General features: G+C 69.8%; 13 protein-coding genes and 1 pseudogene. 9 read left to right on the top strand and 5 right to left on the bottom strand.

Going from position 1 to position 20,903, the window contains the following annotated elements:
* Positions 1-16 precede the first annotated feature (16 nt).
* The 5 genes from BLU84_RS16700 (at position 17) to BLU84_RS16680 (ending at position 10,407) form a co-directional block, all read left to right on the top strand.
* The gene (locus BLU84_RS16700) at positions 17-832 is read left to right on the top strand and encodes a hypothetical protein (protein WP_074869813.1); all 816 of its coding nucleotides are present in this window, start codon (positions 17-19) and stop codon (positions 830-832) included.
* 342 nt (positions 833-1,174) lie between these two features.
* The gene (gene pgmB / locus BLU84_RS16695) at positions 1,175-4,189 is read left to right on the top strand and encodes a beta-phosphoglucomutase (RefSeq protein WP_074869810.1); all 3,015 of its coding nucleotides are present in this window, start codon (positions 1,175-1,177) and stop codon (positions 4,187-4,189) included.
* A gap of 121 nt (positions 4,190-4,310) precedes the next feature.
* Positions 4,311-6,692 carry a TonB-dependent receptor gene (locus tag BLU84_RS16690; RefSeq protein WP_083382765.1) on the top strand — a complete coding sequence of 794 codons (2,382 nt, stop codon included), beginning with the start codon at positions 4,311-4,313 and terminating at the stop codon, positions 6,690-6,692.
* Positions 6,693-6,929: 237 nt separating this feature from the next.
* Complete coding sequence (locus BLU84_RS16685) at positions 6,930-8,177, top strand: MFS transporter (protein ID WP_233431170.1); 1,248 nt, start codon at positions 6,930-6,932, stop codon at positions 8,175-8,177.
* Between the two features lie 166 nt (positions 8,178-8,343).
* Positions 8,344-10,407 carry a TerD family protein gene (locus BLU84_RS16680; protein ID WP_074869804.1) on the top strand — a complete coding sequence of 688 codons (2,064 nt, stop codon included), beginning with the start codon at positions 8,344-8,346 and terminating at the stop codon, positions 10,405-10,407.
* A gap of 682 nt (positions 10,408-11,089) precedes the next feature.
* Here BLU84_RS16680 and BLU84_RS16675 read toward each other — a convergent pair.
* The 4 genes from BLU84_RS16675 to BLU84_RS16660 all read right to left on the bottom strand — a co-directional run bounded on the left by BLU84_RS16675 (position 11,090) and on the right by BLU84_RS16660 (position 15,209).
* On the bottom strand, positions 11,090-12,142 hold the full coding sequence (locus BLU84_RS16675; RefSeq protein ID WP_074869800.1) for an SDR family oxidoreductase: 1,053 nt from the start codon (positions 12,140-12,142) through the stop codon (positions 11,090-11,092).
* Positions 12,143-12,485: 343 nt separating this feature from the next.
* Positions 12,486-13,097, bottom strand: a complete 612-nt coding sequence (locus tag BLU84_RS16670) for a hypothetical protein (RefSeq protein WP_074869797.1) — start codon at positions 13,095-13,097, stop codon at positions 12,486-12,488.
* Positions 13,097-14,518, bottom strand: a complete 1,422-nt coding sequence (locus BLU84_RS16665; protein WP_170849186.1) for a T6SS phospholipase effector Tle1-like catalytic domain-containing protein — start codon at positions 14,516-14,518, stop codon at positions 13,097-13,099. The genes BLU84_RS16670 and BLU84_RS16665 overlap by 1 nt, the downstream gene beginning before the upstream one ends.
* A gap of 148 nt (positions 14,519-14,666) precedes the next feature.
* On the bottom strand, positions 14,667-15,209 hold the full coding sequence (locus BLU84_RS16660) for a hypothetical protein (protein WP_074869790.1): 543 nt from the start codon (positions 15,207-15,209) through the stop codon (positions 14,667-14,669).
* Positions 15,210-15,838: 629 nt separating this feature from the next.
* Here BLU84_RS16660 and BLU84_RS16650 point away from each other — a divergent pair.
* Together BLU84_RS16650 and BLU84_RS28720 are read left to right on the top strand one after the other, a co-directional pair.
* Positions 15,839-16,627 (top strand): TetR/AcrR family transcriptional regulator, encoded by a 789-nt coding sequence (locus BLU84_RS16650; RefSeq protein WP_074869783.1) that lies wholly within the window; start codon positions 15,839-15,841, stop codon positions 16,625-16,627.
* Positions 16,628-16,636: 9 nt separating this feature from the next.
* Positions 16,637-16,687: pseudogene (locus BLU84_RS28720) on the top strand (DUF6053 domain-containing protein); the annotation flags it as partial.
* A gap of 36 nt (positions 16,688-16,723) precedes the next feature.
* Here BLU84_RS28720 and BLU84_RS16645 read toward each other — a convergent pair.
* Entirely contained in the window at positions 16,724-17,818 is a 1,095-nt protein-coding gene (locus BLU84_RS16645; protein ID WP_074869779.1) for an ABC transporter ATP-binding protein, read from the bottom strand.
* Positions 17,819-18,295: 477 nt separating this feature from the next.
* On the opposite strand from BLU84_RS16645, the gene zwf reads away from it, so the two are divergent.
* Both zwf and glk read left to right on the top strand, forming a co-directional pair.
* The gene (gene zwf, locus BLU84_RS16635; RefSeq protein ID WP_074869772.1) at positions 18,296-19,717 is read left to right on the top strand and encodes a glucose-6-phosphate dehydrogenase; all 1,422 of its coding nucleotides are present in this window, start codon (positions 18,296-18,298) and stop codon (positions 19,715-19,717) included.
* A complete protein-coding gene (gene glk / locus BLU84_RS16630) occupies positions 19,714-20,703 on the top strand; it encodes a glucokinase (RefSeq protein WP_074869769.1) in 990 nt (329 codons plus the stop codon). Before zwf ends, glk begins: the two co-directional genes overlap by 4 nt.
* Positions 20,704-20,903: the final 200 nt, after the last annotated feature.

Below are 20,903 nucleotides of genomic sequence, written 5' to 3'. Positions count from 1 at the left end.
ATGAAGGACGCACGCCATGACGATTTCGGGTTTCCCGTTCGCGCGTTTTACCGGCCTGCGCCGCGCATTCGCCCGCAGCGCCGCCGGCGCGGCGTTGTTCGCGCTCGCCGGCCTGGCCCAGGCCGCGCCCCCTTACAGCGGCACCATCTATCTGGCTCCGAACCTGATCACCGCCGCCGATCCGACCGAGTACGCTGGCGTCGCCTACGCCGGCCAGGGCCTGCGGCAAATGTTCGACCGCCGGGTCAATGCCTACGTCTACCAGAACGCCTACTTGTTCACCGTGGTCTACGCCAGCGGCGACTACACCCAGTACGTGGAAGCGCAGGTCAATCCCGAGTTCGGCAGCCCCGCCGCGGCGCAGGCGCAGGTGGAGTTCTACGCCCCGGTGATCGGCCGCATCCCGCGCGCGCTGCGTTCGCAATTGAGCACGCTGTGGATCCATGCCGGCGACCAGCCCTTCGGCGGCGGCAACAACAATCTGCTGATCCACACCGGCAGCTACGCGCGCGACTACATCGCCCGCGGCATCCTCGAGGAGACCTTCGTCCACGAGGCCGCCCACACCTCGCTGGATCCGTTCCATGCCGGCTCGATGGGCTGGTTCGCGGCGCAATCGTGGGACCGCGAGTTCATCTCGACCTATGCGCGCGACAACCCCACCCGCGAGGACATCGCCGAAACCTTCCTGATGTGGCTGGCGGTGCGCCACGGCTCGGCGCGGGTGCCGCCGGACGTGAACTACACCGTGCTGACGACGGTGCCGTTTCGTCTGCAGTACTTCGATTCGCTGCGCCTGAACCTGGCGCCGTACGCCTACACCCACCCCTGAGCCGGTTCCAGGTCCGCACGCGTGCCACTTGATGCCGCGAGCTCGGCCGCGCAGGCCGTGACGCCGGTCGTACGCGCGGCCGTGCTGCGACGCAGCGCGACCGGTTCGCGGCCAAGGCCGGGTACGGCCCCGTCTTTGCGCACCGCAGCATCGGCTAAGCGACTGATCGCAATCGCTTAGCCGCCTGCTATCGATCCCCGGCATCCACCCGGCCCGGACGGCGGCATGGCCGGCCCGGGCATTCCTGATATCGATAACTTGACATCGATAACAATCATTCCCTAGGGTCCGCCTCCAAGCCGCCGCCACCGCGCCGGCGTCAACGATCCAGGGCCCGTTCGCGTGACTCAGTCTCGACCCGCCGCACCGCTCCCCTCCAGCGACGACGCCCAGCCCTGGGCGCTGCGCCAGGACCGCTACGACCTCGCCCGCCGCCGCCGCGACGAAACCCTGTTCGCCCTGGCCAACGGGTCGCTCGGCGTGCGCGGCGGGCTGGAAGAGGCCGACGGCGGCAGCGACGGCAGCTTCCTGGCGGCGGTGTACGAACAGCACCCGATCCACTACCACGAGCGCTTCACCGGTTTCCCGCGCCACACCGACACCCGCCTGCCGGTCGCCGACGGCCAGCGCATCGCGGTGTTCGCCGGTGCGCAGCGCCTGCTGCCGGCGCCGGCGGACGCGTTCGAACGCGAGCTGGACCTGCGCCGGGGCCGGCTGTCGCGCCGCAGCGTGCTGCGCACCGATGCCGGCGCGCGCATCGAGATCCTCGCCGAGCGCGTGGTCCCGTTCGACAGCGGCGTGCCCGGCGTGGACCTGCTGGCGATCCGCTACCGCGCCACCTCGCTCGACTACAGCGGCGCGCTGAGCCTGAGCTCGGCGATCGAATGCGGCCACGCAGCCGCCGAGCAAGGCGACGACCCGCGCATCGGCGTGGCCTCGGCCGAGGGCCTGCAGTTGCTGGCGCGCCAGGCCGACGAGCGCGGCGCGCACGTGGTCCAGGCGACCCGCCGCAGCGGCGTGCGGGTGGTGTGCAGCCAGGGCCACCGCATCGATGGCTTGCAATTCGTCGCCGCCGACCTCGGCGCCGAGCGCGTGGCGCAGCGTTACCAAGCGCAATTGCGCCCCGGCGAATCGGTGGCGCTGGAAAAATTCGTCGCCTACGTCACCGACCGCAACCCGCACGCCACCGACCTGCCCGCCTCCGCTGCGCAGGCGCTGCAGCGCGCGCAAGCCGAAGGTTTCGACGCCATCGCCGCGCGCCAGGCGCAGGCGCTGGCGCGGTTCTGGGACGGCGCCGAATTGTCGATCGCCGGCGACCCGGCGTCCGAACAGGCGCTGCGCTTCAATCTGTTCCACCTGCTGCAATCGGCCGGCCGCAACGGCATCGACGGCACCGCCGCCAAGGGCCTCACCGGCGAAGGCTACGAAGGCCATTATTTCTGGGACACCGAAGCCTTCATGCTGCCGGTGATGGCCTACACCGCGCCGGAAGTGGCGCGGGCCATGCTGCACGCGCGCTACCTCGCGCTGGAGCCGGCGCGCAAACACGCGCGCGAGATGAACCACAGCCGCGGCGCGCTGTTCCCCTGGCGCACCATCACCGGCGGCGAGTGTTCGGCGCACTACCCGTCCGGCTCGGCCGCGTATCACATCAACGCCGCGGTGGCCTACGGCATCGGCCTGTACCTCGACGCCAGCGGCGACAGCGATTTCCTCGCCGAGTTCGGCGCCGAGATGCTGTTCGAGACCGCGCGCATCTGGCCGCAGGTCGGCCACTTCAATCCGCGCCGCGGCGGCGCGTTCTGCATCCACGACGTGACCGGGCCGGACGAATACACCGCACTGGTCGACAACAACTTCTATACCAACCGCATGGCGCAGCGGCATCTGCAGCGCGCGGTGGCGGCCTGGGAACAGCTCGAACGCGAGCACCCGCAGCGCTTGCAGGAATTGGCGCAGCGCTTGCAACTGGAAACCCACGAAGTCGATACCTGGCGCCGCGCCGCCGAGTCGATGTTCCTGCATTACGACCAGGCCCTGGGCATCTACGCCCAGGACGACACCTTCCTGGACAAGCCGCGCTGGCCGTTCCCGGAGCGCGAGGGCGAGCACCGGCCGCTGCTGCTGGATTACCACCCGCTCACGCTGTACCGCTATCAGGTGTGCAAGCAGGCCGACGTGGTGATGGGCCTGGTGCTGGCCGGCGACGGGATTCCAGTCGAGGTCAAGCGCCGCAGCTACGATTACTACGCGGCGGTGACCACGCACGACTCGACCCTGTCGGCCTCGGTGTTCGGCATCCTCGCCAGCGAAGTCGGCCACGCCGAGCAGGCCGAGCGCTTCTTCCACGACAACCTGCGCGTGGACCTCGACGATCTGCACGGCAATACCGACCACGGCGTGCACATGGCGGCGTTGGCGGGGACGTGGTTGGGGTTGGCCTCGGGTTTCGCCGGCCTGCGCGCGATCGACGGCGTGCTGCATTTCGCCCCAACCCTGCCGCAGCGCTGGCACGGCTTCGGTTTCGGCCTGCGCTGGCAGGGCCGGCGCCTGCGCATCGAAGTGCGCCGCGACGGCGTCGAGTACTCGTTGCTCGACGGCGCGCCGCTGACCCTCGCCCACGCCGGCCACTATGTCGAGCTGAGTCAGGGCCAGCCGCTGCGCCGCGCCCTGGCCGCGGCCGAGGTCGATGCGCGCGAACGTTTCCCGCGCCCGGCGCAGGCGCTGATCTTCGATCTCGACGGCGTGCTCACCGACACCGCGCAGACCCACTACCGCGCCTGGAAGCGCATGGCCGACGAAGAAGGCCTGGCGTTCGACCAACACGTCAACGAGCGGCTCAAGGGCGTGGACCGGATGAGCTCGCTGGAGATCATCCTGCGCCACGCCGGCCGCACCCTCAGCGCCGAACAGAAACTGGCGCTGGCCGAACGCAAGAACGGTTACTACGTCGAAGCCATCGCCGAAGTCACCCCGGCCGACCTGTTCCCGGGCGTGGCGCGCGTGCTCGAACGCGCGCGCGCGCGCGGGCTCAAGCTCGGCCTGGCCTCGGCCAGCCGCAACGCCGCCGCCCTGCTCGACCGGCTCGGCATCGCCGAACGCTTCGACTACATCGCCGACGCCGCGCGGATCGCCCGCGCCAAGCCGGCGCCCGACATCTTCCTCGACGTCGCCGCCGCGCTCGGCGTGGCGCCGGCGCAGTGCATCGGCATCGAGGACGCGGCCGCCGGCGTGGCCGCGATCAAGTCCGCCGGCATGGCCGCAGTCGGCATCGGCGACGCGCGCACGCTCGCCCAGGCCGACGCCTGCCTGCCGCAGATCGCCGCTTTCGACGTAGACGCTTTCGTTTCGCCCTGACCGCGCCGGCACGTACCGTCGCGGCGGGGCCGCCTAAACCAACAATCCATATCGAATGGGTGGGGAGAACAACATGCAGCACGCCGCACACACGCAAGGCACGCACACTCAAAACCGGCTGATGCGCTATGCGCTGTCGGCCGCGATCGCCGCGGTCCTCGCGCCCGGCTACGCGCTGGCGCAGGACGCACAGCCCGCGCCGGCCGCGCAAGCCGCGCCGGCCTCCGACTCGGCGACCACGCTCGACGCGGTGGTGGTCAGCGGCACCGCGCGCTTCAAGGGCGTGCGCAAGCGCGACGCCAGCTTCTCCATCACCACCGCCTCGCTCGAGCAGATCCAGGAAGCGGTGCCGCTGAGCACCGCCGACGCGCTCAAGGTCGTGCCGGGCATCTGGGCCGAATCGGCCGGCGGCAGCACCGGCGCCAATATCTTCGTGCGCGGCATGCCCTCGGAAGGCGACGCGCCGTTCGTGACCGTGCAGATGGACGGCGCGCCGCTGTTCCCGCCGCCGACCCTGTCGTTCCTGGAGAACTCCACGCTGTTCCGCATGGACGACACCATCGAGCGCATGGAAGTGCTGCGCGGCGGCCCCAGCCCGATCTTCTCCAACGGCCAGCCCGGCGCCACGGTCAACTTCATCCAGAAGAAGGGCGGCGAAGAGCCGGCCGGCAGCGTGCGCCTGGGTCTGGGCAGCGACGGCTTCCGCCGGGTCGACCTGTTCAACAGCGGCAAGCTCGCCGACGGTTGGTACTACAGCGTCGGCGGTTTCTACCGGACCACCGACGGCGTGCGCGATACGCAATTCCCGGCCGACAAGGGCGGCCAGCTCAGCGCCACCTTGACCCACAGCTGGGACAGCGGCGAGATCACCGTCTACGCCCGCCACACCGACGACAAGAACGCGTTCTTCACTCCGATCCCGCTGCTGTCGCGCAACAACGGTTCCAGCCTGTCGAGCTTCCCGGGCCTGGACGCGCAGACCGGCACCCTGCTCGGCAACGATTTCCGTCACATCACCATCCCGACCGGCCGCGGCACCAGCATCAGCCGCGATCTCGCCGACGGCCGCGGCATCAACCTCGACGTGTTCGGCGCGTCGATGGACTTCTATGTCGGCGACTGGACCATCAGCGACCGGGTCAACTTCGTCACCGGCTCGGCGCCGACCAACGGCCTGTTCACCGGCGCCAGCCCGCAGACGCTGTCCTCGTTCATCGCCGGCTACGGCAGCGCCGGCACCGCGACCTACGTCAACGGCGGCGGCGCGGTCGATCCCAACCAGCAGGTGCTGACCGCCGGCTTCTGGGTCGTGGACAAGGAAATCGAGTCGTTCACCAACGACCTGCGCTTCAGCAAAGACTTGTTCGAAGGCAACACGCTGACCGCCGGCATCTACTTCGCCAAGTACTCGTCCAAGGACACCTGGTACCTGGGCAACAACATGCTGCTGACCGCGCAGAACAACGCGCGCCGGATCAACCTGACCCTGGCCGACGGCCGCCAGGTCACCCGCGACGGCTTCACCGGCACCTCGTTCTTCTCGCTGCGCGGCGATTACGACGGGCAGAACACCGCGGTGTTCGTGGCCGACGAGTGGCAGGTCAACGAGCGCCTGCGCCTGGACGGCGGCATCCGCTACGAGTGGCAGCAGGTCGACGGCACCGTGCACGACACCGCCACGGTCGACCTGGACGGCAATCCGAACACGCTCTACGACAACGCCACCTCGATCTCGCTGCCGAGCACGCGCCGCATCGACCAGGACGACAAGCATTTCTCCTGGACCCTGGGCGCGAACTACAAGCTCACCGACAATTCCAGCGTGTTCGCCCGCGCCAACTCCGGCTACAAGCTGCCGGCGTTCGACAACCTGCGCGACGGCAACACCAAGGTGCAGGAGATCGACCAGTACGAACTGGGCTTCAAGTCCGGCAGCCAGAGCTACGACCTGTACCTGACCGCGTTCTACAACAAGTTCACCAACTCGCCGTTCCAGGCCTTCCTCGAGGACGGCACCAACTTCACCACGGTCGGCGATTCGCGCGCTTACGGCGTGGAAGTCGAAGGCGCGTGGCGTCCGGTCGGCGGGCTGGAGCTGGCGCTGACCGGGGTGTGGCTGGACGCGCAGTACGAGAACTACCGCGAGTTCACCGGCAACCAGGTGATGCGCCAGCCCAAGCAGCAGTTCCGCTTCACTCCGAGCTATTACTGGACGCTGCCGTTCGGCGACCTGAAGGTGTTCGCCACCTACTCGCGCATCGGCGATCGCTATGCGGACCTGGCCAACACCCAGAAGCTGCCCTCGTACCACACGCTGGATGTGGGCGCGAACCTGCACGCGGGCGATAACTGGGAGTTCGCGCTCACCGGCAGCAACGTCAGCAACGAGCTCGGTTTGACCGAGGGCAATGTGCGCGTGCCGGGCGCGGCGACCGGCGGGGTGTTCATGGGGCGGCCGATCGCGGGGCGGTCGTATTTGTTCTCGGCGGCTTATAAGTGGTGATGGGTTAGCGCTGCCCTCATCCGCCCCTTCGGGGCACCTTCTCCCGCTAGCGGGGTGAGGCGCCGCGCTTGCGGGCCATTGGCCCGCGCGGCGCCGAACGCCCGAACGCTCTGCGTTCGGGCCGGGGAACGCAGTTCGGGCGAGGACGCGCTCGCCCTACTCTGCGCTCGCCTTAATCTGCGCAGACACCGCACGATCCGCTGAACCACCCGCGCCGCCCAAGTCCCCGGAGCCCGCATGACCGTCGCCACCGCCCACCGCCGCCGCATGATCGCGGCGATGATCCTGACCTACATGATGTTCGGGGTCCTGCTCAACAGCGTCGGCACGGTGATCCTGCAGTCGATCCAGGGCTTCGGCATCGACAAGGCCCAGGCCAGCATCCTGGAGGCGTTCAAGGATCTGCCGATCGCCGTGGTCTCCTTCCTCACCGCCTCGCTGCTGCCGCGGCTGGGCTATCGGCGGGCGATGATGCTCGGCCTCGGCCTGGTCCTGGTCGCCTGCGCGCTGATGCCGCTGCTGGCCTCGTTCTGGATGACCAAGGCCTTGTTCATCGCCACCGGCGTCGCCTTCGCCCTGGTCAAGGTGTCGGTGTATTCCTCCATCGGCCTGCTCACCGACTCCAAGCAGGCCCATGCCAGCCTCACCAGCATCATCGAAGGCTGGTTCATGGTCGGCGTGCTCGCCGGCTACTGGATCTTCGCCTGGTTCATCGATCCGCAATCGCCGGGCGATCCGGTCTGGCTCGACGTCTACTGGCTGCTGGCCGGCATCGCCGCGGTCATCATCGCCTTGCTCGCCGGCGCGCAGCTCGACGAGAGCGCCGCGCGCGACGGCCACGCCGCCGCCGATTCCTTCCTCGACATGTTCCGCCTGATCGCCCTGCCCCTGGTCGCCGCGTTCCTGGCCTCGGCGTTCCTGTACGTGTTGATCGAACAAAGCGTGGGCACGTGGCTGCCGACCTTCAACCGCGAAATCCTGCACCTGCCGGCCAAGATGAGCGTGCAGGCGGCGAGCATCTTCGCCGTGTCGCTGGCGCTGGGCCGGCTCGGCGCCGGGCTGGCGCTGCGGCGGGTGCCGTGGCACTGGCTGCTGATCGGCTGCGTGCTGGCGATGGGCCTGCTGGTGCTGCTGGCGCTGCCGCTGGCGCGCGGCGCCCAGCCGCAAGCGGACATGAGCTGGATGAGCGCGCCGCCGGCCGCGTTCGTGTTCCCGCTGATCGGTCTGTTCATGGCGCCGATCTATCCGGCGATCAATTCGGTCGTGCTCAGCTCGCTGCCCAAGTCGCGGCATGCGGCGATGACCGGGCTGATCGTGGTGTTCTCCGCGCTCGGCGGCACCACCGGTTCGTTCATCACCGGCCAGTTGTTCGCGCGCATCGGCGGCGGCGCGTTCTATCTGTCGCTGGTGCCGATGACGCTGCTGGTGCTGACCATCGCCTTGCTGAAACGGCAGTCGGCGCGCGCCGAAGCCGCTGCCGCCTGACCGGCGGTCTAGGCGCAGCGCGACGGCCGGGCTATGCTCGCGGCGTGGCTATGGGCGTCCTTCCTTCTCTCTGAAACTAGGGTGCCCGCTTCCCACATGGCCCGCTTCGGCGGGCCTTTTCGTATCTGCCGGATTCGTTCTCGAATTCGCAACGCCGGAGACAGCGATGAACGGAATCTTCCTGCGCCGCCGACACAAGTTCCAGCTCAAGCCCGGCGACGGCGGCGCCAGCGCGGTGCAAGTGGCGATGGTGCAGCGCGAGCTGGAGCAACTCGGCTTCGCGCTGACCCCGCAAGCGCTGGAGCGCCTGCACACCCAGTCGCCCTCGCAACTGGCGCAATGCCTGCGCGAACTGCGCCCGGCGCTGGCCAAGATGACCGGCGCGCACCGTACGCTGCGGCCGCTGTTTCCCGATTTCCCGGCCGGCGTGCTGCGGGTGGAGGAAGCCGAGCTGTACCAACGGGCGATGCTGCATTACGTCACCCGGCTGCAACTGCACGAGCGACAGCCCGAGCCCACGCCGCCGTTGCGCGGCGGCCGCGCGCTGCGGCTGATCGACCTGGGCAGCCGCGAGGAATTCGAAGCCGTCTGCACCCGCCTGGCCGCTTCGCCGACCTCGCTGTCGCAGCAGGACAATGACGACCTGGGCTGGTTCGTCGGCCAGTACCGCGAGCACGTGCTGCGGATGCTGCCGGAGCGGATTCCGTTCAAGGAAAACTTCGCCTACCTCGCCGCCGCCCTGCTGCGGCGCGCGCCCGGGCCGCTCAGCGAGGCTTTCGTGCGCGAACGCCTGGCCACCGCCACCGACGTGCTGCGCGTGGCCGTGGCCTGGTGCGAGGGCGATGTGTCGCTGGCCGAGCCGACCCGCTTCCGCCGCTTCCCGCGCGCGCTGCGGCGCTTGCTGCTGCAGGCGCTGGAAGCCTGCGGCGATCCCACCGAGGACATGCTGCGCTGGCAGGAGCGCTGGAAGCGCCTGGGCGAGTATCTGCACCCGGGCGATTACCGCGAGCGCCTGCCGGCGACCTGGAACGCGTTCCAGACCTTGCGCGAGGATCGCGCGTTCGAACGTTTCAACAGCGCGGTCGAGCGCGACCTCGCCGCCGGCCGCGGCGACGACGCCTTGCTGCGCCTGAGCGCGCGCCCCGGCGAACTGGCCCGGCGCCTGGACCATCTGCTGCGCAGCGGCGCCGACACCGAGCAAGTGCTGCAGCGCTTGCGCAGCGCTGCGCCGCGCGTGGCCGCGCCGCTGCTGCTGCGGCTGCACAGCCACTTTCGCCATCGCGGCCACGCGCCGTTGCGGGTGTTCTTCCCCAAGGGCGACACCGCGCGCGCCTGGGGCACCCGCGACCGTCGCGCGCCGCTGCCGGACGGCGCCGCCGACGCCGGCATGGCGATCTGCGCGCAGGCGCTGCGCGAACGCTTCGCCGAACGCGCGCCGCTGGGCGATTGCTGGATCGACCCGGCCCTGCGCGAGCTGCGCGCGCCGCTGGCGCAACGCGCGGCCTCGCGCTCGCTGCGCACCCTGACCCGCGGCAGCCGCGTGGCGCTGCCGGACGCGCGCTTCGTGCGCCTGTTCCTGTGGTGGACCAACGGCCGCAGCCGCACCGACATCGACCTGTCGGCGGCGTTCTTCGACCGCGAGTTCGGCTTCGTCGACACCATTTCCTACTACAACCTGCGCGGCTACGGCGGCCATCACAGCGGCGACATCGTCGATGCGCCCAAGGGCGCGGCCGAGTTCATCGACCTGGAGCTGCCGCTGTTGCGCGAGCGCGGCATCGGCTATGTCGCGGTCAGCATCCACAGCTACACCGAGCAGCCCTATTGCGAGCTGCCGGAGTGTTTCGCCGGCTGGATGGCACGCAGCGACATCGACTCGGGCGAACCGTTCGAGGCGCGCACCGTGCACGACCGGGTCGACCTGGCCTCGCGCCAGAACAGTTGCCTGCCGTTCGTGCTCGACCTGGAGCGCGGCCAGGCGGTGTGGTGCGACGTCGGCATCGGCGGCAATCCGCGCTGGAACAACGCGGCCAACCAGCTGTCGGGCATTTCGTTGATCCTGCGGGCGATGGAGTACGACGCCTCGCCGGATCTGTACACCTTGTTCGAACTGCATGCGCTGGCGCGCGGCCGACTGGTGAGCGAGCGCGCCCAAGCCGCGACGGTATTCGCCGCCGATGGCGATGTCAGCCCGTTCGATGTCGACCGGATTCGCGCTGAGTTTCTTTGAGGTTTGTGGCGAGGTTCGGGCGGGTTGCCGAGGCCGCGTCGCGATGGAGCCCTGGATGCCCGCCTTCGCGGGCATGACGATAGGTGGGCGTCGCAGCAAGTCGGTTTCGCCGCGCTGCTCCATGCCGTCATCCCCGCGAAGGCGGGGATCCAGAGACTTCAGAGCCATGTCGCGATAAAGCCCTGGATGCCCGCCTTCGCGGGCATGACGATAGGTGGGTGTCGCAGCAAGTCGGTTTCGCCGCGCCGCTCCACGTCGTCATCCCCGCGAAGGCGGGGATCCAGAGACTTCAGAGCCATGTCGCGATAAAGCCCTGGATGCCCGCCTTCGCGGGCATGACGATAGGTGGGTGTCGCAGCAAGTCGGTTTCGCCGCGCCGCTCCACGTCGTCATCCCCGCGCAGGCGGGGATCCGGAGACTTCAGAGTCTTGTCGCGATGAAGCCCTGGATGCCCGCCTTCGCGGGCATGACGATAGGTGGGTTTCGTCGCGCCCTTCCCAAATCGTCATCCCCGCGAAGGCGGGGATCCAGAGACTTCAGAGTCGTATCGCGATAAAGCCCTGGATGCCCGCCTTCGCGGGCATGACGGTGGGTGGAGTTCGCCTCGCCGCGAGATGACGAAAGCCCCGTCGAAACCGCGCCTTGCCAAAACCGCCCGCACGAAAACCGCCCATTGCGCCGATCAGCCGCGCACCAGCCCCAGTTCGATCAGGCTGCCCGCGGTCGCCAGCAACGCCTGCTCGGCGCTGCGCGGGTTCCAGCCCAGCAACCGCCGCGCCTTGGCGTTGCTGGCGTTCTTGAACTTGCCCAGGTCCGGCAGGATCTGCCGCACCGCCGGGTCGGCCAGCGCCGCCAGCCGCACCAGCCAGTTCGGCAGTTGCCGCGACGGCACCCGCCGCGCCGCCGCGCCGAGTTCGCGGCGCAGGGTCGCGGCCATGTCGCTGACGCTGAGGAAATCGCCGGCGGTGGCGAGGAAGCGCTCGCCGCGCGCGGCCGGGTCGGTCATCGCGCGCAGGTGCAGGTCGGCGACGTCGCGCACGTCGACCACGCCGAAATACAGCTTCGGCGCGCCCGGCAGCGCGCCGTCGAGCAGGCGCTTGACCAGCAGGATCGAGGTCGCGAAGTCGTCGCTGAGCACCGGCCCGAAGATGCCGACCGGATTGACCGCGGCCAGTTCCAGCCCGCCGCCTTCGCTGGCGACGAAATCCCAGGCCGCGCGTTCGGCGAGGGTCTTGGATTTCACGTACGGGGCCAGCGGTGCGGCGGTGTCGCTCCACACGCTCTCGTCGAACGGCTGCGTGCGCGGCCCATGGCCGTAGCCGACCGCGGCGAACGAAGAGGTCAGCACCACCCGGCGCAGGCCGGCGTCGCGCGCGGCGCGCAGCACCCGCAGCGTGCCTTCGCGCGCCGGCGCGATCAGTTCGTTCTCGTCGCGCGGGATGTCGGCCGGAAACGGCGAAGCGACGTGCAGCGCGTAATCGCAACCGGCCGCGGCCTGCGCCCAACCCTCGTCGCGACGCAGATCAGCGGCGTGCAGGCTGAGCCGGTCGTCGGCGTCGACGCCGGCGCGCGCCAGGGTCGCGCGCAGTTGCGGCTCGCGCGCGAGGTCGCGCACGGTGGCGCGCACGCGATGGCCGGCTGCGAGCGCGTGGACGATGCAGCGGCTGCCGAGAAAACCGGAGCCGCCGGTGATCAGGATCGTGGCGGGTGCGGCGTTGGGCGTGTCGTCGTTCATCGCCGCAGCCTAACGCAGGGGCTGTAGTCGGCGCGAGCCGGTTGTTTCTTTGTGGGGGGCGGTGCGGGCCGCCGCCGTGATTACGCAACTGCGCCGCAACTGTCGTCGTCGTTGGGTTGTCGCGGTCGCGGCTTGCGCCGCTCCTACAGTCGGGCGTGCGGGCGACGCTTGTTTCTGCAGCCCTGCCACCAACACCTGCTCGCCCTTCTAACCGCCTCGCCAGCCGGCGATCTCCCTGTAGGAGCGGCGCGAGCCGCGACCGCGACAACGCAACTACGGCGATGGTTGCGGCGCACTCGTATTGTCGCGGTCGCGGCTCGCGCCGCTCCTACAGGAAGCAGGCTTACTTCTTCGGATCTTCCAGCAACACGTATTCGCCCTTCGGGCCGGCGCGCTTGCCGCCGACGCGCGCGCACAGGGCGCCGTCGCAGCGGGTCAGCGCGCCGCTGCGGGTGGCTTCGACGATGTCGCGGGCGAAGTCGGCGCGCTGGATCTCGCGCATCGATTTCTGGATGTAGTACCAGCTGCCGCCGACCGCCAGGATCGAGCCGACCATCAGCGCCAGCACCGCCTTGTACAGCAGGATCTGCTGCGAGCGCTCCAACGCCTTGCGCTGGTCTTCCAGCGCCTTGGCCGCGCGCTGGGCCAGGTCGGCGCTCTCGCGCAGCGCTGCGCCGGCGCCGCCGAAGGCTTGCTCGACGCCGCGGCCGATCGCCTCGTGGGCCTGGTTCTGGACCACGCCGATCAGTTGCTGGGCCAGCTCCTGCGCGCCGGCGCCCATGCCCAGCGCGGCGCGGTGCAGTTCGTCGGCGCTGCGGTCCACGTGCTGGACCGCGCGTTCGTTCTGCTCCTGCAGGTGCTGCGCGAACACGGCCAGGTCGACGGCCAGGCGCTTGAGGTCTTGCGCGTCCTGCACGGCCGGGGTCGCTTCTGCGTGGAATCGTTGCTCGCTCATCACAGGCCCTGGCTGCGCGGCGACGGGCCGTCGATCTGCGGCGGCGGCCGCTGCGTCTCGGGCGCGGCCTGCGGCGATTGGCGCTGGCTGTCCGGCGCGGCCTGCGGCGCTTGCTGCGCGTTGAGCTGCTGGAAGCGATCGCGCCCGGCCTGCCAGATTTCCTGCGACTGCGGGGTCTGCGCCTGCTGGCGCGCGATGTTGCTGAAGTCGTCCGCGCGGCCGTCGCGCGCGGCCTGGACCATGCGCGCGAAGGTCTGATCGATGTCGCCGTTCTGGCTGCGCCCGCCCGCCACGATCGACGGCTCGTTGCCCGGCGTCGGCCCGATCCGCACCGGGTTGCGCTCGAACTTCGCGCTCATCTTCTCGTCGATGGCTTCCTTGCGGGTCGGATCGGCCACGCTGTGGTGCTTGACCTGTTCCTTGCTGGCGACCGTTTCGATCCGGTCGCGCTCGCCGTCGCGGAAACCGAAGGTGGTGTAGAAGATCCGCGCGTCGGAGCGATGCACCACGTTGAGCTTGGGATCGGTGGGCTCGGCGCGCTTTTGCAGGTAGGGCTGGTCGCTGAGGCTGTTGAGGTAGTCCACCATCAGGTTGCCGCTGCGGATCGACAGCCCGTTGAGTTCGTAGCTGCCGCCGATGTTGCTGTGCGCGCCGCCGACGGTGACGTTGAGGAAGCGCTTGTCCTCGGTGTGGCCCTCGCGCAGGATGCTGGTCGACTTGAACAGGTCGCGGCGCTCGTCCTCGGCGGTGATCTGGAACGCCGACATCACCGACGGCGGCAGGCGCCGGTCGTGCTTGCGCGGCTCGCCGGTGCCGACCGGATCGAACAGGCCGACCGCCTGCGGCACCTTCTCCACCTTCGGATCCTGCAGCGGCGCGTTGCGGTAGGTCGGCGGGGCGACGATGTTGCCGGCCTTGTCCTTGACGTAGACCGCGCCGGCCGGATCCTGGATGCCGCGCTCGTCGACCAGGCGCGAGAACGCGGCCTCCTGCTCGGCGCCGCGGCTGTAGCCGATGCCGGCGACGCGGATCTTGGCGTCGGGATCCTCGGCCTTCCACTCCTTGGCCTGTTCGATGAACTGCGCGTACATCTTCTCCAGGCGCGGGTCGAAGCTCTTGCCGGACAACGCGTCCAGGCCGCGCGTCAGCCCGTTCTTTTGCGTGCCCGGCCCTTCCACGTAGCCCACCGCGATATCGTCGCGCAGGCCGTTCTGCAACTGCTTGGCGACCTCGGCCACGTTGGTGTGGTTCTTCGGGTCGGAGCGGTACATGCTGTTGCTGGTGCCGTCGAAACAGGCCACGAACAAGCGCGTGTGCGGATCCTGGGAGTCGAGCAGCTTGGGCGCGCGCAACTGCGACAGCGCCTGGCTGGCCTCGACGTAGCTGTCCATATCGTGCTGTGTGGCGGGATAGGTCTTCACGCCATCGGGATTCTTGCCACCGCCCATCGCGAACTCTCCTTGATTCTGCTTGCGGCGCCGCGCGGCGCGCAGAGGCGGCCGGCTTCGGCGGGATCGCGGCGTTGCGGCGCCGCGTGCGGGATCGGGTTGCGGCCCTCCCGCAGGGCGTTCAGTACGTCTGCGAGTACACCCGCACCAGGTCGGCGCGGAAATTGCTGTTCGGGTTGGCCGGATCGAGCGGACGCTTCAACGGGATCATGCTGCGCATGTAGACGTTGATGGTGCGGTCGTTCACTTCCAGGATGATTTCCGGATCGTTGAGGCTGACGCCCTCGGCCACGTCGTCGCGCGCGACTTCATGGCGGATCAGGCCGTCGGCGAAGATCGCGCCGAGGTCGACGCTGGCGCGGTGCTCGCTCTGGTCCTTGGCGCGCCAGGTCACCTCGGCCGGGGCCGGGAAATTGGCGATGTCCAGGTGCGCGGCCTTCATCCGGCGCGGATAGGCCTCGCCGAACGAGGCCGACGACGCGGCCTGGCGCTCGCGGTCGTCCTGGCCGTGCGGGAAGCCGTTGTAGACGATGCTGCAGCCCCAGGTGTCGAAGCAGAACCCGCCGAAGCGATGGCGCTGGAAGCGCAGCGGCCACTGCGCGGTGGTCACGGCCTCGGCGGTCGTGTCGGGGGCGGCGGAATCCGGGGTGGCGGAACTGGACATGGCGGTTTGACATCCTGTTGCGGCGAATAGGGCAAGCAGCGCGGCCAGGGCACGGGCGCGGCGCGCGCGCCCCCGACGGGGCGGCGGTGCCGGGCGACGGCCGGGCGCGGACGGTTTGTCCATCGGGTCCCTCCCAAGGTTCCGGTCCCGGCGATGCCGGGTTCGATGCGGCCACGGCGCGCACTCCCCTGCGCGCCGCGATCGAGTGTCGCCGGAACACTCGGCTTCAGTTTGCACGCAATCGGCAGCAAGACTCAACACACCTGTCGCTATTTTCACGCCGGCGGACGCCAACGCGCGGCCATGCCCGCCGAATCGGCGCGCAGGCCCGTAGCGTTGCCTGCGCCTTCGCCGGCGCGGCGCTCCACATCGGCGGCGACGGCAGCGGCCTCGCCCACGCCGCGCGATCGCTCGCAATCGCCCGCAATCGGCAAAGCCGCCGCCGCGACGCTTCGCCAACGCATTCACGCTACGAATGCGACCGCCATCGAACTCATGGAATATTGCGACGCAGCGTGATTCGCTGTCGCACGTGTGCCAGAAAGCGCGCTGACCATGAGCCGCGCAGTCGCGTCCTACCCCGCCGCCGCCGCGCGGCCTCCCCCGGAGGGTCCGGCGCAAGCCGCTGAATGAGCACGAAAATCCTCAACGCCGGCCACACCAAGGCGCGGCTGCTGGAAGCCGCCGAGGCGCTGTTCGTCGAACACGGCTTCGAGGCCATGTCGCTGCGCCAGATCACCACCCTGGCCGGCACCAACCTGGCCGCGGTCAATTACCACTTCGGCGGCAAGGAAGGGCTGATGCAGGCCTTGCTGCGCGCGCGCCTGGACCGGCTCAACCAGGAGCGCCTGCGCCTGCTGGCGGCCTGCGAGCGCCAGTACGGCGACGCCGGCCTGGACGCGTCGGCGGTGCTCAGCGCGCTGTTCGTGCCGGCGCTGCGCATGAGCCGCGCCAGCGAGGACGGCAGCGGCTTCGTGCGCTTGCTGGGGCGGGTCTACAGCGATCCCTCGCCGTTCGTGCGCAACTACCTGCGCGAACACTACCAGCCGATCTTCGGCCGCTTCTTCGAGGCGTTCGCGCGCGCGCTGCCGCAGGTCTCGCGCAACGAGCTGGGCATGCGCCTGCACCTGTGCCTGAAGGCGCTGTCGGGCTTGCTGGCCGGGGAGAAGCTGGACGAGCTAATCGCGTCCTTGTGCATGGGCGAGAAGGTCAGCGACGCGCTGATGCTGGCGCGTTTGATCAGCCTGCTCTCGCCGACCCTGACCGCGCCGTTCGGCGACGATGAGCAGATCGCCCAGGTCGAGCGCGTCGTGCTGCTGGCCGATGCCGCGGCGGCCGCGGCCGATGCGCAGGCGGCCGGTGCGGGCAAGCCGGCCGGAGTGTTGCCGCCGTGGGCGGTGGAGACGGTGGAGGTCTGAGGGCCTCTTGTGGGAGGGCCTTCAGGCCCGAGGCTTTTGTGTCAGCTCGCGGCGATCCGAAAGAAACGCTTCGGGCCTGAAGGCCCTCCTACAAAATCAAAGGCGCAGTTCGCTCTCGCGGTCGAAGAAATGCATGCGCTCGGCCGCATACGACAGATGCACCGTGTCGCCGACCTGCGGCAGATGGAACGGCGGCAAGCGCACGACCAGATCGCAGCCGCCGCAGCCCAGGTTGAGGAAGGCCTCGTTGCCGACCGGCTCGACCACCTCGACCTTGGCCGGCACGGTGTCCGGGCCGGCATCGGCCAGATGCAGGTCTTCCGGGCGCAGGCCGACCACGAGCTCGCGGCCGAGGTAGCCGCGCACCTTCTCCAGCAGTTCGCCCTGCGGGCGCAGGCGCAGCTCCACGCCCTCGCCCACGCGCAGGTGCAGGCCGTCGTCGCGCTCGCTCACCGGCCCCCACAAGGTGTTCATCTTCGGGCTGCCCAGGAAGGTCGCCACGAACAGGTTCACCGGCTGGTTGTACAGCGCCATCGGCGTGTCGATCTGCTGGATCTTGCCGTCCTTCATCACCACGATGCGGTGGCCCAGGGTCATCGCCTCGACCTGGTCGTGGGTGACGTAGACCATGGTGGTGCCGAGCTGGCGGTGCAGCCGCGCGATCTCCACGCGCATGGTCATGCGCAGCTTGGCGTCGAGGTTGGACAGCGGTTCGTCGAGCAGGAACACCTGCGCCTTGCGCACCAGCGCGCGGCCCAGGGCGACGCGCTGGCGCTGGCCGCCCGACAGCGCGGCCGGCTTGCGGTCGAGCAAGGGTTGCAGCTCCAGCATCGCCGCCGCCTCGCCCACCTGGCGGGCGATCTCGGCCTTGTCCAGGCCGCGCAGCTTGAGCCCGAAGCCGAGGTTCTCGGCCACGGTCATGTGCGGGTACAGCGCATAGCTTTGGAACACCATGGCGATGTCGCGGTCCTTCGGCGGCACCTCGTTGACCAGGCGCTCGCCGATGCGCAGCTCGCCGCCGCTGATGGTTTCCAGCCCGGCGATCATCCGCAGCAGGGTCGACTTGCCGCAGCCCGACGGCCCGACCAGCACCAGCAGTTCGCCGTCGGCGATGTCGAAGCTGGCATCGGCGACGCCGACGTAGCCGTTCGGATAGACCTTGCGCAGATGCTGCAGACTGACCTTCGCCATGAATTCTCCCGACTGAGCGACCGGGCGGTGCATTCGGCCGCGCCCTGGGCTATTCTGCCCATGTAAACGTTTTCATGCACGCCCTTTCGAGGGCCCGGACCGCCCTCAGGCCAGCCCGCCATGATCGACCGCCCCGCCGCTCGCGCCTCGTCCGCGTCGCCGCACCCTGCCGGCGCTGCGCTGCGTATCGACGACGGCGTCGCTGCGGCGCGGATGCGCGCGTCGCGCCTGATGCGCATTGGCGGCCGCACGCGAGTGTGCGCCCTGCCCGCACCCGCGCGCCGGCACGACTGCGCACAACCGCGCTGCGGCCTGCGCCCGCTGCGCTCGCCGCTGCGACGCCCGCCCTGATTGCACGGGCAAAGTTCGCCCGCCGCCCAGGCTAGCGACTATGCTTGGGCGCCGGCCGCGAACGCCACTTCGCGCCGCCCCGCGCGGCGTCCGGCCTTCCCCCTTTCCTCTTGGTCCGTCCGCTCCATGCACGACACTCTGCTGCTGTTCGGCGCCACCGGCGATCTGTCCCAACGCTATCTGTTCCCGTCGCTGGTCCACCTGTGGCGCGACCGGCTGCTGCCGGCGTCGCTGCGCATCGTCGCGGTCGGCCGCCAGGAACACAGCGACGAAGAATTCCGCGCCTGGCTGCGCGAGCGCATGGCCGGCGAAGTCGCCGACGATCCGGGCATCGTCGAGGAACTGCTCGCCCGCATCGCCTACGTCTCGGTCGACCTGCGCGACGAGGCCGCCATCGCCGCGGCGCTGTCGTCCTATGCCGACCGCGCGAGCGTGAGCTATCTGGCGACCCCGCCGGATCTGTTCGTGCCTTGCGCCAAGGGCCTGAAGGCCGCGGGCCTGCTCGAAGGCGAATCGCGGCTGGTGCTGGAAAAACCCATCGGCCGCGATCTCGCCTCGGCGCGCGAGATCAACGCCGCGCTGCGCGCCTGCCTGGACGAGTCGCGGATCTTCCGCATCGACCATTACCTGGGCAAGGCCGCGGTGCAGAACCTGCTGGCGCTGCGCTTCGGCAACACCTTGCTGGAGGCGGTGTGGCAGCACCGCTGGATCGAGTCGGTCGACATCTTCGTCGGCGAGACCGCCGGCGTGGACGGCCGCGAAGGCTATTACGCGGGCTATGGCGCGCTGCGCGACATGGTCCAGAACCACATGCTGCAGTTGTTGGCCCTGATCGCGATGGAGCCGCCGTCGGCGCTGGACGCCGATTCGATCCGCGACGAGAAGCGCAAGGTGCTGCGCGCGCTGCGCCCGGTCAACACGGCCGATGCGGCCCAGCGCACGGTGCGCGGGCGCTACGGCGCCGGCGTGGTCGAGGGCCGCGCGGTCAAGGGTTTCGTGCACGAGTCGCCGGTCGAAACCTTCGTCGCGGTCGAGACCTTCATCGACAACTGGCGTTGGGCGGGCGTGCCGTTCCGCTTGGTCACTGGCAAGCGCCTGGCCGAGCGCGCCACCGAAGTGGTGGTGTCGTTCCGGCCGACCTCGCACTGGCTGTTCGAACGCCCGCGCCGCGGCCGCGAACGCCCCAACCGCCTGCGCATGCGCCTGCAGCCGGACGAGACCATCGAGCTCGGCCTGATGGGCAGCCTGGCCGCGCCGGAATGGGGCGCGCTGGAGCTCAAGCCGATGTCGCTGGACCTGTCGATGTCGGGCTCGCCGCAGCGGCGCATCGCCTACGAGCGCCTGATCGTCGATGCGCTGCGCGGCAACCAGACCCTGTTCGTGCGCGACGACGAAGTCGAAGCGGCGTGGCACTGGATCGACAGCATCGAAAGCGCGTGGAGCCAGACCGCGCAGCCCGCGCTGGAATACCCGGCCGGCTCGTGGGGGCCGACCGAAGCCGAGCGCTTCCTGCCGCCCACCAACGGCTACCGCGGGGCCCAGGCATGACCGGCGCGTTATTGGCCGATATCGGCGGCACCAACGCCCGCTTCGCCCTAGGCACCTCCGACCCGTCCGCGCCGGCGCTGCTGCCCGACAGCGTGCAGGTCTACGCGGTCGCCGATTTCCCCTCGCTGGCCGACGCCGCGCGGCATTACCTCGACAAGGTCGGCGCCGCGCCGAGCCACGGCGTGTTCGCGGTGGCCGGGCGCGTGGACGGCGACGAGGCGCGGATCACCAATCATCCGTGGGTGATCTCGGCCGAGCGCACGCGCATCGCCTTGGGGCTGACCCGGATCGACCTGGTCAACGACTTCGCCGCGCAGGCGATGGCGGTGTCGCTGCTCGGCACCGGCGACGTGGTGCCGGTCGGCGGCGTGCGCTGGAACGGCTGGAACGACAGCGGCGACCGCACCTACGCCATCATCGGCCCGGGCACCGGCCTGGGCGTGGGCGCGCTGCTGCGCCGCGACGGCCGCTTCTATCCGCTGCAGACCGAAGGCGGCCACGTCAGCTTCGCGCCGAACAATCCCGAGGAGATCGACATCCTCAAGCGCCTGTCGGGGGAGTTCGGGCGGGTGTCGAACGAGCGGCTGATCAGCGGCAGCGGCCTGGTCAACCTGCACCGCGCGCTGAGCCAGATCGCCGGCGAAGACCCCGGCCCCTTGCAGCCGCAGGACATCACCGCGATGGCGCGCGAAGGCGACGTGCGCTGCCTGCGCGCGATCGACGTGTTCTGCGCGGTGTTCGGCGCCGCCGCCGGCGACCTGGTGCTGACCTTGGGCGCCTGGGACGGCGTGTTCCTGCCCGGCGGCCTGGTGCCCAAGCTGATGCCGTGGCTGGCCCACTCCGGCTTCCGCCAGCGCTTCGAACACAAGGGCCGGTTCTCGCCGACGATGGCGCGGGTGCCGACCCTGGCGGTGACCCACCCGCAGCCCGGCCTGCTCGGCGCCGCCGCGCTCGCCGCGCAGTGCGCGCTCAAAGCCGCCGCGTAACCGCGGCGCCGCTCCTCCTGTAGGAGCGGCGCAAGCCGCGACCCGGCCAACGCAACCGCCGCTGCAACGCCGAACAGGCCGCCCTCGCCCGGCGGCCTTTTTCTTGTCGCGACAAAAGCAGCAAACCCGCACAGTCGCCCGCCTCCGTCATTCCGGCGAAAGTCGGAACCCATTTTGATTTTTGCTGTTTGCCGATGCGA

Source organism: Lysobacter enzymogenes (assembly GCF_900106525.1).
Taxonomy (GTDB): domain Bacteria; phylum Pseudomonadota; class Gammaproteobacteria; order Xanthomonadales; family Xanthomonadaceae; genus Lysobacter; species Lysobacter enzymogenes.
The sequence above is the reverse complement of the archived record's forward strand: the minus strand, read 5'-3'. Positions and strand labels throughout refer to the sequence as shown.